A 13,175-nucleotide genomic window follows, 5' to 3' on the forward strand; every position below is an offset into this window, starting at 1 on the left:
GGGGGCACCCGGGCGGGCGGGCGAGGCGCGCGGGGGGCTTGCCTGCCGGGGAGGGGAATCGGCCCCATCCTGTCCGGAAGGACCAGGATTGCCGCGGGGCGCGGCCCGGCGAGGGGAGGGGTCAGGACATGAAACGCCAGGATTTGAAGGGACAGGTCGCGATCGTGACGGGGGCGTCGAGCGGGGTGGGGTGGCAGACCGCGCGGCGGCTCGCGGAGGCGGGCATGAAGCTGTGCGTGACGGCGCGCACGGTGGAGGCGTTGGAGTGGCTGGCCAATGAGATCCGCCAGCGGGGCGGCGAGTGTCTGGTGGTGCCCGGCGACGTGACGGTGCAGGAGGACGTGGAGCGCGTGGTGGCCGAGTGCGTGGCGCGCTTTGGCCGCGTGGACATGCTGGTGAACAACGCGGGCGTGCAGTCTTATGGCGCGTTCGACGCGCTGCCCTGGGAGCACATCACCCGCATCCTGGACGTCAACTGCCTGGGCTTCATGCGCTTCGCCCGCGCGGTGATGCCGCACTTCCGCCGCCAGGGCTCGGGCCACGTGCTCAACGTGCAGTCCATGCTGTCCAAGGGCGCCGCGCCGCTCCTGTCCGCGTACACCGCGAGCAAGCACGCCACGCTCGGCTGGGCCAAGTCGCTGCAACTGGAGCTGTCGGGCACGGGCATCTCCGTGTCCAACATCCTGGTGCCCTCGGTGGACACCAACATGTTCGCCCACGCGCCCACGCTCTTGTCCCGCGCGCCGCAGCCGGTGCCGCCCACGTATGACGTGGACGTGGTGGCGCGCTCCATCGTCGCCGCCGCGCGACGGCCGGGAAAGACGCGCGTGCCGGTGTTCCTCCAGGGCTGGCTCATCCTCGCCATGGACACCCTGGCGCCGTGGGCGGGTGACTGGGTGCTGGGCCGCTTCGGCGTGCGCATGCAGCAGCGCGAGACGTCCGTGCACCGCCCCGAGGGCAACCTGTTCAAGCCCATGGCGGGCACCTTCGGCCCTCGGGGACCCGTGCCCCCCACGCCCGGCTGGCTGCGCTACTCGGCCACCGCGGGCCTGGCGGTGCTCGCGGGCGGCGTGGTGCTCGGCATGGCGGGGCTCTCGCGCGCGGTGCGCTGAGCCCTCAGGCCTCGGGCTCCTCGCGCACCTCGACGAGCACGTCGCCGAGCGTCACGTCGAGCAGCGCCTGGTGGAAGTCCGGCAGCCGGTGCTCGGGCAGGAGCACCTGGTAGCCCACGGTGGCGGCGTACGTCTCCGCCACCAGCTCCGCCTCGTGCGCGGGCAGCAGCCGGCGCACGCCGTCCACGCTCGTGTACTCCAGCTCGATGGCCACGCGCACCCGGCGCACCCGCTCCACCGTGGGCAGCGACTCGAGCGCCTGCTGCACAGAGCCCGTGTACGCGCGCACCAGGCCCCCCTTGCCCAGCAGCGTGCCGCCGAAGTACCGGGTGACCACCACCGCCACCTCGCCCACGCCCCCGTGCAGGAGCGCGGTGAGCATGGGGCGGCCCGCGGTGCCGTGGGGCTCGCCGTCGTCGCTCATGCCCACCTGGGCGGTGGAGCCGGGCGGGCCCACCGAGAAGGCCCAGCAGTTGTGCGTGGCATCGGGGAACTCCGCGCGCACGCGGGCGATGAAGGCGCGGGCCTCCTCCACCGTGGGCGCCGGGGCGGCCGTGGTGAGGAAGCGGCTCTTCTGGATCTCCTGCTCCACCCGGTGGACACGCGCGGGGACGCGGTAGCGTCTGGCTTCCTCTCCCATGGCGCCGTCCACTCTAGCGGGGCGCCCGTGCACGCGCCGGACTGTTCCACCCGCGCGACAGTGTGTGCCAGGCCCTTCGGCTAATCCTCCTCGCCCGTCCTGGCTAACGTGCGCCTCCGTCCCCACGGCCCCAGGAGCCCGCCATGCCTTCCGTCACCGCCACCACCGAGCAGCCCCGCGCCTTCCGCCAGGTCCTCCACGTGGGCGCCCACGTGCTCCACGCCGACGTGTCCGCCGAAGCGGGCGGCGAGGGCTCGGCGCCCGATCCCCATGACTACTTCGACGCCTCGCTCGCGGCGTGCAAGGCGCTCACGGCCACGTGGTACGCGCGCAAGGCGGGCCTGGCCCTGGAGCGGGTGGAGACGCACGTCACGCGCGACGCGTCCCGGGAGCGCGAGGGCCACTACACGCTCCGGGTGGCGCTCACCTTCCACGGCGCGCTGAGCCCCGAGGAGCGGCGGCGGTTGCACGACGTGGCCGCCCGCTGCCCGCTGCACAAGCTGATGACGTCGGCGACGGTGGAGATCGTGACCGAGCCCCTGGCGGAGTGAGCCCCACCCTACCGGAAATGTCAGCCCCCGCGATAGGATGGGAGCGGTCGGGCGCGGGGCCCGGCGCAACGGTGGGGTGACATGGGCAAGGTGAAGTTTCCGGCGACGTACGAGGACCTCGAGGCGCTGCCGGTCGGGTGGGTGGGCGAGCTCATCGACGACGCGCTGTGGGCGTTTCCCCGGCCGGCGAAGTGGAACGCCTGGTCGGCGTCGGCGCTCGGGGTCCGGCTGGGCGCCGCGTTCGGCGAGGGCCAGGGCGGGCGGGGCGGGTGGTGGGTGCTGGACGAGCCGGAGCTGCACCTGGGCGCGCAGGTGCTGGTGCCGGACCTGGCGGCGTGGCGGTGCGAGCGGGTGCCGGACCTGTTCGCGCGCGATGCGCCCGCCTTCGACGTGGCACCCGATTGGGTGTGCGAGGTGCTGTCCCCGTCCACGGCGGCGTTGGATCGCGGGCGCAAGCTGGCGCTCTACCACCAGCAGGGCGTGGGGCATGCGTGGCTGGTGGACCCGCGGGCCCGGACGGTGGAGGTGTTCCGCCGGGAGCCGCCGGGCTGGCGGACGGTGGGCCGGCATGGCGGGGACGAGGTGATCCACGCGGAGCCCTTCGGCGCCGAGCCCCTGCCCTTGGTGCGGCTCTGGGCGCCGCCCCGGCCCGTGGCGCCTGGTGACAGCAGTCACCAGGGCTAGACGCGAGTCACCAGGGCGCCGCCGGTCCGGAGGGAGTGAGCCAAGGAAATTCAAGGGGTTGGAACCCCTCGGGCGGCGCGGAGGGCTGGCATGCGCCGTGCTTTATGTCCCCGTGTCGTCCCTTCCCGAGGAACCGCCCCATGGTCCGCGCCGCCGCCGTCTCGCTCCCGATGAACACCGCCCGCGCCGCCCAGGCGCAGCGCGCGGTGGCGGCGCCCCGGACCCAGACGGCCGCCCCGGCGCAGGCCAAGGGCCGGGTGGGACAGAAGGACAGCTTCGGCGCCGCGGCGGCGCACGGCGGCGAGCGCCTGGGCCAGCTGCTGCACTTCCCCGAGCAGGACCTGGTGGGCGCGGGCTCGGGCGGCGCGGGCCAGGCGGAGTGGAGCGAGGAGCAGGTGGCCTCGCAGGCGCGGGACACGCTGGCCCAGCTGCTCCAGGGCGAGGGCATGTCGGCCGACGACGCGCGCGACTTCATGGCGGCCCTGAGCAGCTCGCTGGACGGCGACACGAGCGAGGTGCTCGGCGAGGCGCTGGTGGACCTGTCCCAGGACACGGCGGAGGCCTCGCTCTTCTGAGCCGGACCGCCGGACCCTGTACTCCAGGCCTATATAAGGAGGAAGACGCGCATCAGGCGTCGGCCGGGCCCATGGGCCGGGGGCCGGGGCCTCGAGGCGCGTGCCGTTGTCGGGACAGCGCGGCCTCGGTGACGACGCCGAAGAGCAGCACCTGGAGCCCCAGGGCGAGCTTCTCTCCCCGGCTCCACTGGCGCCGGGGCGGGGTGACGCGCAGGAGGGGAAAGCTCACGGCCTCGAACAGGCCCACGGCGGCCCCGAGCGCGAGGCCCCCGAGCCGGACGGAGGCGGGCAGCCGCGGACGCAGGGCCGCGTAGAGCGCGCCGATGGTGGGGCCATACACCCATCGGGTGGCGAGTCCCCAGCGCTGCGCGGAAGGGGGCGCGAGCCGGATGCCCCAGGCCCGCCGGGCGGCGCGGGTGAGCAGGGGCGTCACGGCGTACACGGGCGGCCGACCCAGCAGGGCATCCCGAAAGGGCTCGAGGGCACTCAGGGCCAGGGTCCCGAGGGCGCCCGCGATGGCGCCCGACGTCTGTGGAATCGCGCTCACGTGTCACCTCGCCGCGTCTATGTCTCAACATGGGGACGGTGGGCGCCCTGTCATGTCGGGATCGGGCGTGTTGGTGGCGGAGCGAGGCGCCAGCCGAGGCGTTGGCTCCTCCACAGGGCCCATGGCAAAAGGGGGACGCGGCCCAGGGGGCATGTTCACCTTGGACCCATGGCCAATTACGACTTCGATCTGTTCACCATTGGCGGAGGTTCGGGAGGGGTGGCGGCGAGCCGCCGCGCGGGGGCGTTGGGGGCCCGGGTGGCGCTGTGCGAGGAGAACCAGGTGGGCGGCACCTGCGTGCACCGCGGCTGCGTGCCCAAGAAGCTGCTCGTCTACGGCGCGCACTTCCGCGAGGAGTTCGAGGACGCGGCGGGCCATGGCTGGACCCTGGCGGAGCCGCCGCGCTTCGACTGGGGCACGCTCCAGGCGGCCAAGGACAAGGAGCTGGAGCGGCTGGAGGGCGTCTACCGCCGGATGCTCAAGGACTCCGGGGTCCGCGTCATCCAGGGGCGGGGCCGGGTGGTGGACGCGCACACGGTGGAGGTGGGGGAGCAGCGCTACACGGCGCGCCACGTGCTCGTGGCCACGGGCTCGTTTCCCTCCCTGCCGCGGGTGAAGGGCGTCGAGCATGGGCTCACGTCGGATGACGCCTTGAGCTTGAAGGCCGTGCCCCGGCGGCTGCTCATCGTGGGGGCGGGCTACATCGGCGTGGAGTTCGCGGGCATCTTCCGCGCGCTGGGGGCGCGGGTGACGATGTTCTTCCGGGGCTCCACGGTGCTGCGCGGCTTCGATGACGACGTGCGCGCCTTCCTCACGCAGGAGCTGCGCAAGAAGGGCGTGGACCTGCGGCCGGAGACGCAGGTGGCGGACGTGGAGAAGCGGCCGGATGGCTCGCTCAGCGTGCTCACGGGCATGGGGGAGACGCTGGAGGTGGACGCGGTGCTGTTCGCCACGGGGCGCGTGCCCCACACGAAGGGCCTGGGGCTGGAAGCGGCGGGGGTGAAGCTGGACGAGCGGGGCGCGGTGTGCGTGGACGCGCACTCGCGCTCGAGCGTGGAGAGCATCCTCGCGGTGGGGGACGTGACGGATCGCATCAACCTCACGCCGGTGGCCATCGCCGAGGGCCGCGCGGTGGCCGAGGGCCTCTTCAACGGGCAGGAGCGGAGCATGGACCACACGGGGGTGGCCTCGGCGGTGTTCAGCCAGCCGCCGGTGGGCGCGGTGGGGTGCACCGAGCGCGAGGCGCGCGAGAAGCACGGCGCGGTGGACGTGTACGTGAGCACCTTCCGGCCGATGAAACACGTGCTGAGCGGGCGGGAGGAGCGCACGCTCATCAAGGTCATCTGCGAGCCGGACGGCGGCCGGGTGCTGGGCTTTCACATGGTGGGAGCGGACGCGCCGGAGATCCTCCAGGGCCTGGCGGTGGCGCTCAAGTGCGGCGTGACGAAGCGGCAACTGGACGCCACGGTGGGCATCCACCCCACGGCGGCCGAGGAGTTCGTGACGCTGCGGGACAAGCGCCCCGAGCCCGAGGCCGAGTCCGCGGGGGAACTCGGCCACGACGCGCGCAAGAGCGTGGACTAGCCCTGGAAGAAGTTCTTCAGGACGAACCAGACATTGGCGGGGCGCTCGGCGAGCCGGCGCATGAAGTAGGGGTACCAGTGCGTGCCATAGGGCACGTAGACGCGCACCGGGTGGCCCTCCTTCACCAGCCGCTCCTGCAAGTCCCGGCGGATGCCATAGAGCATCTGGAACTCGAAGGTGCCGGGCGTGAGCCCCTTCTGGCGGGCGTAGGCGAGCGTCTCGTCGATCATCCGCTCGTCGTGCGTGGCGATGCCATGGTACAGCCCGCTGTCGAGCAGCACGCGCATGGTGCGCAGGTAGCTCTCGTCCACGTCGCGCTTGTCGGGGTAGGCCACGTCGGGGCCCTCGAGGTAGGCGCCCTTGCACAGCCGGATGCGGATGCCCTCGGCGCACAGGGCGTGGGCATCGGCCTCGGTGCGGTAGAGGCTGCTCTGGAGCACGGCGCCCACGTGCGCCTGGCCGAACTCCCGGTGCAGCGCGCGCACGATGTCCAGCGTGGGCTGGGTGACGGCGCTCTGCTCCATGTCGATGCGCACGAAGGTATGGCGACGGGCGGCCTCGGCCACCACCTGGCGGGCATTGGCCAGGGCGAGCTCCCGGTCGAACAGCAGACCGCACTGGGTGAGCTTGAGCGAGACATTGCCCCGGGCGCCCACCTGGTCGATGCGCGCGAGCAGGCGCAGGTACTCGCGCACCTCCTCGGCGGCCTCGGTGGGGTCGCGCACCGTCTCGTTGAGGTGGTCGAAGGACACCGTGAGCCCGCGCGCGTTCAATTCCTTCACCGCGGCCACGGCGTCCTCCAGCCGCTCGCCGGCGATGAAGCGCCGGGCGACACGTGCCAGCGCGGGCACGTGGGTGGCGACGTCCTTCAATCCCTCGCGGCGCGAGAGGAACATCAACGCGGCGCGTGACAGGTGGGTGGTCTGGTCCATGGTGATGGGGTCCCCGAAAGACGGGTCAGGTAAGGGCGTCAGGTGGTGTGTTGGGACAGGAAGTCCCCGACGAAGGCATTGAAGGCGTCGGTATGGCTCATGTAGGGCAGGTGACTCGCTTCGCGGAGCACCTCCAGCCGGGCGCCGGGAATGCGCGTGGCCACGTCCCGGGCGGACGCCAGGGTGACGAGCTTGTCCCGGCCCCCGTGAATCACGAGCGTGGGCACCCGCAGCCGCTCCAGGGCGCCGAGGTAGTCCGCGTCGAGGATGTCCTTGAGCCGCCGCAACATCTCCAGGGGCGCGATGCGGCGCGCCTCGCGGACGATCTCCGCGCGCCCCTCGGGGGGCAGGAAGCGGCCGCCCATGATGCGCGCCACGGTGGGCGCGAAGAGGAAGGCGAAGGGTTTGGGAATGCGCACCAGGGTGGACAGGGCCACCGCGCCGCGCCGCACGCGCCGCACGCTCGCCACCGGGGACACGAGCACCAGGGCCTTGAGCCGCTCGGGGTGCTCCAGGGCGAACGCCAGGGAGATGAGGCTGCCGAAGGACGAGCCCACCAGGGCGAAGCGCTCGGGCAGCTGGGCGTCCGGATGGGTGAGGGACGCGAGGTTCCATTGCAGCGGCGTATGGGTCAGCGGCGTCTGCAGGGGCGGGGTCCACAAGAGCAGCCGCCAGTCCTCGGCCAGGGGGCGCATGGGCGCGAACGAGCGGCCCGAGGCGCCGAGTCCTGGCAGACAGACGACCGTGCGCGTGGGGTCCTCGCACCCGCCGGGAAAGGTGAACAGGCGGCTCGTGGCGCCCCGGACCCGGCGCTCCTCGCACGGCAATTCATAGCCGTGTTGGATGTCCTCGGGTTCGGGAACGAGCCGGGAGGGCAGCTCCGAGGCGGCCGCGGTCAGGGAGGCCTCAGGCATGACAGGCCCTCACCAGCAGGTGGCGCACGCGCGAGGCGATGCGCTCGCGGAAGCCTTGCAACGCCTCGTCCGAGGCCGTGGCGGGCGGCGGAATCAGGGGCTCGCCCAGCGCGAAGGTCATCTGCACGGGCAGGGGCACGGGCATGCCCAGCGGCACCCGGTACTTCTCACCCGGTGCCAGTGATACGTGCCAGCGTTCATCCTCGGGACAGACAAACGTCCCATCCACGCCATACCCGGCGAAGGGCAGCACGGGCACCTGCGCCCGGGCCGCGAGGCGGGCGAAGCCGAGCGTGCCCTCCCAGCGCAGCGTGTAGTGGTGCCCGGGTTTCTTGAAGGTTTCCCAGGCGCCTCCGGGATAACAGACGACCAGATGACCCTGGCGCAGGGTTTCCATGGCATTGTCCCGGGTGCCTTCCACCCCCCCCAGCCAGGGCAGGACTGTCCTCACCACGGGAATCTTGAAGAAGCCCCGCTCGGCCAGCCCCAGGGGATAGCGCCCTGTAGCGCGCTGTATCAGGTGAAAGAACGCCGGGGTCTCGTAACCCCAGAGGCCATGATTGCCCACGAGCAACACGGGCCCCGAGCGGGGCAGGTGCCCGGCGTCGAGCAAGCGGGCCCGGTGATAGCGCGCGGAGAGCGCGGCACCGGTCTCGGCGAAGCGGATGACTGCACGGCGCAAGGAATTCAAAGGGGCGTCCACGGGGAATGAATTTGGGGATGGTCCGTTCGGACGGCATCTGTCCAACCCCCTTCTCCCGCGTTCTCCCTCGGAGACCCGGGACCGCTCGCTCCCTTGCCAACCCCTGCCCCCCGGTCGCAGGGGAGTGTTGGATTGGCGGCGAACCCAGCCTTGACGCCCCGCGCTACCTCGACGGAGAGTGGAATACACGCGTTCGCCGGGAGGAGGTCGCGGGCCCCGCGAGGCTTTGTCCCCTTCGGTGTGAAGCCTCTCGCGGCGGCTTTCCTGTCTCGAAAAGGGGGCTGAAAACGCGTTCAGATGTAGCAGCGGGACTCGCGGCAGCCGCGAGATTTACTTCAAATTAATCGACAAACCGTGTCTTTATGGCGTTATGTTTGCTCAGCTGTTGTGTAGAAAGGTTCCAACAGCAACCCCCCCATGATGCGCTCGCCCCAACGGGTGGCGGCCCATCCCCAACGCAGAGGATCCATCCGCATGTCGGTCGACAAGGCTTTCCGAGAAATGGTTCGTAACGAGATCGAGGCGCAGCTCAAGCCGCTGCGCGACCTGGTCTCCCGCCTGGAGGCGGGCACCTCGGACCTCGACAGCCTGCGCAGCGTGGCCGAGCAGCTCGCGCCCCTGGCGAGCGCCGTGGGTCCCCTGTTTGGTGTCTCCGGTGGCGGCCGTTCCTCGGCGTCCACGCCGGCGCGCCGCAGCCCGGGCCGTCCTCCCAAGAGCAGCGGCTCGTCGTCGTCCTCCTCGTCCTCTTCCTCCAACTCGTCCTCCAGCTCCGCGGGTGGCAAGCGCCGCGGTCGCAAGCCGGCCGACGAGGGCGGCGCGCGGGATTGCGCCATCCAGGGCTGTGGCAAGCCCAGCCGCACCAAGGGTTACTGCGCCGCGCACTACCAGAAGCTGCGCATGCTCGAGAAGACCAACCGCCGTCCCTCCGAGTGGAAGGATTACGCGGCCCCCAATAGCGTGGAAGACATCAAGCTGCCGCGCGGTCGCGCCGCCGCCAAGGCCCTGGCCGAGGCCGCGAAGAACGCGGGCTAGTCCCGCGGGAGGCGGGCCGGCGGTCTCCCACGGGAGCGCGCCGGTCCTCTTGCGGGCCTCGGGGGGGCCCGCCATGCTCCGCCCATGAACAAGCGTGAGCTGGAGCCTGGCATCTACACCGACCTGTCCGGTCGGACCACCTACGGCGAGTACTTGCAGCTGGAGCGTCTGCTCTCCGCGCAGGTCCCCCGCTCGCAGCCCCCCCACCACGACGAGCTGCTCTTCATCATCCAGCACCAGACGAGCGAGCTGTGGATGAAGCTGCTCGTGCACGAGCTGGCGGCCGTCATCCGCTACATCCAGAAGGACGAGCTGGAGCCGTCCTTCAAGATCTTCAGCCGCGTGGGCCACATCCAACGCATGCTCTTCGAGCAGTGGAGCGTGTTGGAAACCCTCACCCCCAACGAGTACCTCGAGTTCCGAGGCGCCCTGGGGCAGGCCTCGGGCTTCCAGAGCCATCAATACCGCGCGTTGGAGTTCCTCTTGGGGCACAAGAACGAGGCCACGCTCGCGCCCTTCCGGCATCTGTCCAATGAGCACGCGCAGCTCGAGCGGCTGTTGGCCTCACCCAGCGTGTATGACGAGTTCCTGCGCCACCTGTCGCGCAAGGGCCACGCGGTGCCCTTGGATCGCATCGAGCGCGACTGGCGTCAGCCCTATGAGAAGAGCGACGCGGTGGTGGAAGTTTTCCGCGGCATCTACGAGAACCCCGAGCGGCACTGGGACGCGTACGAGATGTGCGAGAAGCTGGTGGACGTGGAGGAGCGCTTCCAGCTGTGGCGCTACCGCCACATGATGACGGTGATGCGGGTCATCGGCTTCAAGTCCGGCACGGGCGGCTCGTCCGGGGTGGGCTTCTTGCGCAAGGCGTTGGACCTGCGCTTCTTCCCGGAGTTGTGGGATGTGCGCACGGAACTCACGCCCCCGGCGGGACGCTAGCGTTTCCGAGTGTTCATCTGGCGACCCCGTGGGGTGAGCGGCCCGAGGAGCCCATGCTAGAGCGGAGGGCATGCTCGTGCTTCCGCTCGCGTTGCTCCTGTCCACCACGCCTCCCGCCGTGATGGGCTGGGCGGGGCGTGCCTGTACCACCCCCAAGCAGACCCCCCAGTCCACGATGGACCTCAAGGTGCGCGAGGAGGAACACGCCGAGTGTCTGCGCAAGGCCATGGGCCGGGCGCTCGACAAGGTGCTGGCCTCGGCCAAGGCGGGGGCCGCGGGCAAGCGCCCCACCCCGGCGCTCGCCGGGCAGGTGCTGGCATTGCAGGCGGATTACGAGCGCTGGGTGTCGGATGCGTGCGCCGTCATGGAGGAGGTCACCTGGATGGATGTCTCCACCGGGGAGCGCTTCATGGGGACGGGGTATGGCCTGACGCGCAGTGAATGTCAGCAACGCCAGTTCGCCTGGCGGGGCTTCTACCTGGACGTCTGGGCGCGGGGGGAGTGGTCCGCGCTCGGGCCCGTCTTCGAGGCCCAGGGCGGCGCGGCGCGCACGGCCCGTCAATTCCTGCTCGACCACCGGACCCAGGTCCAGCGCGCCGCGTCCCTCGCCCCCGCCCATGGGGCCGCGGCGGCCCTGCCCGGACGCAAACTCTCCCAGGCGGACTGGTCGCTGTACCTCGAGCGGCTGGCGCGGGTGCTCTCCGCGCCCGAGAGCCTCGCGCGCCGCCAGTGTGAGGTGTTGCCGTCGGCCGCCCAGCCCACCGCCGAGGCGTGTGTGCAACGCTTCGCGGACAGCCTCCTGGCGCCCTTGGACTTTCCCGAGTCCGCCCGCGCCGCCTCCCGGCGTCCCGCCTCACCCTGAGCACACGGAAAGACATTTCATCTCGGATTGGACGGTTTTCCGGGAAGGCGGATGGTCAAAGCCGGGGCTTCCTGTCAGGCTCGGACCACGCCCGGGGGGGAGCCGTTCAGACTGGGCGGGGGGGTGGGCATGCGAATGCCCCAAGAAGACATGGTGTGCGCGGTGGAGCCCGCGTCGTCCGCTTTGGAGCGGGCCCGGGCGGAGGCGGCGGAGGTGCGCCTGCGACTGCTCGTGGAGGCGGGGCGCCTGCTGGGCGATCCCCTCGACGGGGAGGAGGCGGTGGGGGCCGTGGCCCAGCTCGCCGTGGAGGCCTTCGCGGACTGGTGCGCCGTGGACTTCCTCGACGCGCACGGCGCCTTGCGGCGGCTCACCGTGCGGCGCGCGGGGCCCGAGCGGGGGGCCCGGGACGCGGCCGTCGAGGCCTGCACGCCCGAGCGCGTCCGGCCCTCGGCGCTCACCGAGGTGGTGCGCTCGGGCCGCGCGCTGCTCGTCACCGGCCTGGGCCCGCGGAGGGTGGACGCGGCCGAGCCCATGGACGGAGGCGGCTCGCTGCTCGTGGTGCCGCTGCGCACGCGCCACCAGTGCGTGGGTGCGCTGTCGCTCGTCCGGGGCCCGGCCCGCGCGGGCTTCACCGAGGCGGACCGCATGCTCGCCGAGGAGTTGGCGGGGCGGGCGGGGCTGGTGCTCGACACCGCGCGGCTCTTGCGCGAGTCGCGCCGGGCCCTGACGGCCGCCCAGCGTCAGGTGGCGCGGCTGCGGGCGCGGGGGGAGGTGGACCGGCTCCTGGCGGAGGCGGGGTTGGACCTGCCCACGGTGCTGGAGGTCATCGTGCACCGGGTGTCCGAGGGGGTGGGAGACGGGTGCGTGTTGCACCTGGTGGGCGAGGCGGGCTTCCTGGAGCCGGTGCTGCTGCACCATCCGGATCCCGAGGCGCGCGCACTGCTCGCGGGCACGGTGCACGCGCGGCGGCAGCGGTTGGGCGAGGGCCTGCACGGGGGCGTGGCGCTGCGGGGCGAGCCGGTGCGGCTGCCGGACATGGACGCCGAGCGGGCGCGGGCCGCCGGGACCCTGCCGGAGTACCTGCCGTACCTCGAGCGCTACGGGGCGCAGAGCCTGGTGGTGGTGCCGCTGGTGGCGCGGCGGCGGGTGTTCGGCTCGCTCGGGGTGGTGCGCGACGTGGCGGGCGGACACGGGCCCCACGACGAGGACGAGGTGCGGCTGCTCGGCTGCGTGGCCGAGCGCGCGGCCCTGGCCATCGCGGATGCGCGGACCCATGCGGTGGCCATCGAGGGCATGCGCCAGCGGGACGACTTCCTGTCGGTGGCCGGGCACGAGCTGGAGGCGCCGTTGAGCGCGCTGCGGCTGCAGGTCCAGCTGCTCGCCCGCATGGCGCGCGAGGTGACCCTGCCGCCGGACCTGGCGCAGCGGGTGGCGCGCGCGGAGCGCTCGAGCGAGCGGCTGGGCTCGCTGGTGAACGCGCTGCTGGACGCGGGGCGGATTACGTCGGGCCGGCTCCGGCTGGAGCGCGAGGAGGTGGACCTGGCGGCGCTCGCGCGCGACACGGTGGGGCGCATGGCGGAGGCGTTCGGCCGGGGCGGGTGCGAGGTGCGGCTGGCCGCGGACGCCGAGACGACGGGCCGGTGGGATCGGGCGCGGCTCGAGCAGGTGCTCGGCCACCTGTTGTCCAACGCGGCCCGGCACGGACGGGGCCGGCCCGTGGAGGTGCGGGTGGAGCCCGCGGCGCGCGAGCGGGTCCGGCTGGTGGTGAAGGACCAGGGCCAGGGCATCGCCCCGGGGGACCGGCCGCGCCTCTTCGAGCGCTTCGGGCGGGCCGGGCCGGAGCCGCGCTCCCAGGGGCTGGGCCTGGGGCTGTGGATCTCCCGGGAGATCGTCGACGCGCACGGCGGGGCCATCCACGTGCAGAGCGCGCCGGGGGAGGGCGCCACCTTCACCGTGGAGCTGCCGCGCGACTAGGGGGAAATTTTTGCCGCCCGGTTGTGTCCGGGAAGCGGGCGGCGCCCCCCGAAGGATGTTTCCCTGGCGGGGCGCTGGGGTAGGCTCGCGCGCTTGGAACATCACCCCTCACGGAGGTCGAGCGTC

At 72.3% G+C, this 13,175-nt stretch carries 14 protein-coding genes; 9 read left to right on the forward strand and 5 right to left on the reverse strand.

Features of this window, described 5'->3' with window-relative positions:
- The first annotated feature begins 128 nt into the window (after positions 1-128).
- Entirely contained in the window at positions 129-1,112 is a 984-nt protein-coding gene (locus I3V78_RS03785) for an SDR family NAD(P)-dependent oxidoreductase (protein ID WP_204484952.1), read from the forward strand.
- Between the two features lie 4 nt (positions 1,113-1,116).
- Here the strand turns inward: I3V78_RS03785 and I3V78_RS03790 are convergent, their stop codons facing one another.
- On the reverse strand, positions 1,117-1,752 hold the full coding sequence (locus I3V78_RS03790) for a YigZ family protein (protein ID WP_204484953.1): 636 nt from the start codon (positions 1,750-1,752) through the stop codon (positions 1,117-1,119).
- Positions 1,753-1,895: 143 nt separating this feature from the next.
- Between I3V78_RS03790 and I3V78_RS03795 the strand changes: the two genes are divergently transcribed.
- From I3V78_RS03795 to I3V78_RS03805, 3 genes are all read left to right on the forward strand, one after another.
- The gene (locus I3V78_RS03795; protein WP_204484954.1) at positions 1,896-2,303 is read left to right on the forward strand and encodes an OsmC family protein; all 408 of its coding nucleotides are present in this window, start codon (positions 1,896-1,898) and stop codon (positions 2,301-2,303) included.
- Positions 2,304-2,384: 81 nt separating this feature from the next.
- Positions 2,385-2,987, forward strand: a complete 603-nt coding sequence (locus tag I3V78_RS03800; RefSeq protein WP_204484955.1) for a Uma2 family endonuclease — start codon at positions 2,385-2,387, stop codon at positions 2,985-2,987.
- Between the two features lie 140 nt (positions 2,988-3,127).
- Positions 3,128-3,562 carry a hypothetical protein gene (locus tag I3V78_RS03805; RefSeq protein ID WP_204484956.1) on the forward strand — a complete coding sequence of 145 codons (435 nt, stop codon included), beginning with the start codon at positions 3,128-3,130 and terminating at the stop codon, positions 3,560-3,562.
- A 52-nt stretch (positions 3,563-3,614) separates the two neighbouring features.
- Here I3V78_RS03805 and I3V78_RS03810 read toward each other — a convergent pair whose 3' ends face one another.
- A complete protein-coding gene (locus tag I3V78_RS03810; protein WP_204484957.1) occupies positions 3,615-4,109 on the reverse strand; it encodes a hypothetical protein in 495 nt (164 codons plus the stop codon).
- Positions 4,110-4,277: 168 nt separating this feature from the next.
- On the opposite strand from I3V78_RS03810, the gene gor reads away from it, so the two are divergent.
- Complete coding sequence (gene gor, locus I3V78_RS03815) at positions 4,278-5,693, forward strand: glutathione-disulfide reductase (RefSeq protein ID WP_204484958.1); 1,416 nt, start codon at positions 4,278-4,280, stop codon at positions 5,691-5,693.
- Here the strand turns inward: gor and I3V78_RS03820 are convergent.
- From I3V78_RS03820 to I3V78_RS03830, 3 genes are read right to left on the reverse strand one after another with little or no spacing between them, the layout of a single operon-like run.
- Entirely contained in the window at positions 5,690-6,625 is a 936-nt protein-coding gene (locus I3V78_RS03820) for a proline dehydrogenase family protein (RefSeq protein ID WP_204484959.1), read from the reverse strand. The two genes, gor and I3V78_RS03820, sit on opposite strands and share 4 nt — an antisense overlap.
- A 38-nt stretch (positions 6,626-6,663) precedes the next feature.
- Positions 6,664-7,539, reverse strand: a complete 876-nt coding sequence (locus I3V78_RS03825) for an alpha/beta fold hydrolase (RefSeq protein ID WP_204484960.1) — start codon at positions 7,537-7,539, stop codon at positions 6,664-6,666.
- Entirely contained in the window at positions 7,532-8,221 is a 690-nt protein-coding gene (locus I3V78_RS03830) for a lysophospholipid acyltransferase family protein (RefSeq protein WP_239576282.1), read from the reverse strand. The genes I3V78_RS03825 and I3V78_RS03830 overlap by 8 nt, the downstream gene beginning before the upstream one ends.
- Positions 8,222-8,716: 495 nt before the next feature.
- On the opposite strand from I3V78_RS03830, the gene I3V78_RS03835 reads away from it, so the two are divergent.
- The 4 genes from I3V78_RS03835 to I3V78_RS03850 all read left to right on the forward strand — a co-directional run bounded on the left by I3V78_RS03835 (position 8,717) and on the right by I3V78_RS03850 (position 13,049).
- Positions 8,717-9,274 (forward strand): cell wall protein, encoded by a 558-nt coding sequence (locus tag I3V78_RS03835; RefSeq protein WP_204484962.1) that lies wholly within the window; start codon positions 8,717-8,719, stop codon positions 9,272-9,274.
- A gap of 84 nt (positions 9,275-9,358) precedes the next feature.
- A complete protein-coding gene (locus I3V78_RS03840; protein WP_204484963.1) occupies positions 9,359-10,213 on the forward strand; it encodes a tryptophan 2,3-dioxygenase in 855 nt (284 codons plus the stop codon).
- Between the two features lie 70 nt (positions 10,214-10,283).
- Positions 10,284-11,075 (forward strand): hypothetical protein, encoded by a 792-nt coding sequence (locus I3V78_RS03845; RefSeq protein WP_204484964.1) that lies wholly within the window; start codon positions 10,284-10,286, stop codon positions 11,073-11,075.
- A gap of 129 nt (positions 11,076-11,204) precedes the next feature.
- Positions 11,205-13,049, forward strand: coding sequence for a sensor histidine kinase (locus tag I3V78_RS03850; protein WP_204484965.1), 1,845 nt, complete (start codon positions 11,205-11,207; stop codon positions 13,047-13,049).
- Positions 13,050-13,175: the final 126 nt, after the last annotated feature.

This window comes from Archangium primigenium (assembly GCF_016904885.1).
In the GTDB taxonomy this organism is placed as follows: Bacteria; Myxococcota; Myxococcia; order Myxococcales; family Myxococcaceae; genus Cystobacter; species Cystobacter primigenius.

Bases quoted from the DNA above. Each gene is read 5' to 3' on its own strand.
- I3V78_RS03785 (WP_204484952.1), top strand. From the start codon at position 129: ATGAAACGCCAGGATTTGAAGGGACAGGTCGCGATCGTGACGGGGGCG.
- I3V78_RS03790 (WP_204484953.1), bottom strand. From the start codon at position 1,752: ATGGGAGAGGAAGCCAGACGCTACCGCGTCCCCGCGCGTGTCCACCGG.
- I3V78_RS03795 (WP_204484954.1), top strand. From the start codon at position 1,896: ATGCCTTCCGTCACCGCCACCACCGAGCAGCCCCGCGCCTTCCGCCAG.
- I3V78_RS03800 (WP_204484955.1), top strand. From the start codon at position 2,385: ATGGGCAAGGTGAAGTTTCCGGCGACGTACGAGGACCTCGAGGCGCTG.
- I3V78_RS03805 (WP_204484956.1), top strand. From the start codon at position 3,128: ATGGTCCGCGCCGCCGCCGTCTCGCTCCCGATGAACACCGCCCGCGCC.
- gor (WP_204484958.1), top strand. From the start codon at position 4,278: ATGGCCAATTACGACTTCGATCTGTTCACCATTGGCGGAGGTTCGGGA.
- I3V78_RS03820 (WP_204484959.1), bottom strand. From the start codon at position 6,625: ATGGACCAGACCACCCACCTGTCACGCGCCGCGTTGATGTTCCTCTCG.
- I3V78_RS03825 (WP_204484960.1), bottom strand. From the start codon at position 7,539: ATGCCTGAGGCCTCCCTGACCGCGGCCGCCTCGGAGCTGCCCTCCCGG.
- I3V78_RS03835 (WP_204484962.1), top strand. From the start codon at position 8,717: ATGTCGGTCGACAAGGCTTTCCGAGAAATGGTTCGTAACGAGATCGAG.
- I3V78_RS03840 (WP_204484963.1), top strand. From the start codon at position 9,359: ATGAACAAGCGTGAGCTGGAGCCTGGCATCTACACCGACCTGTCCGGT.
- I3V78_RS03845 (WP_204484964.1), top strand. From the start codon at position 10,284: ATGCTCGTGCTTCCGCTCGCGTTGCTCCTGTCCACCACGCCTCCCGCC.
- I3V78_RS03850 (WP_204484965.1), top strand. From the start codon at position 11,205: ATGCGAATGCCCCAAGAAGACATGGTGTGCGCGGTGGAGCCCGCGTCG.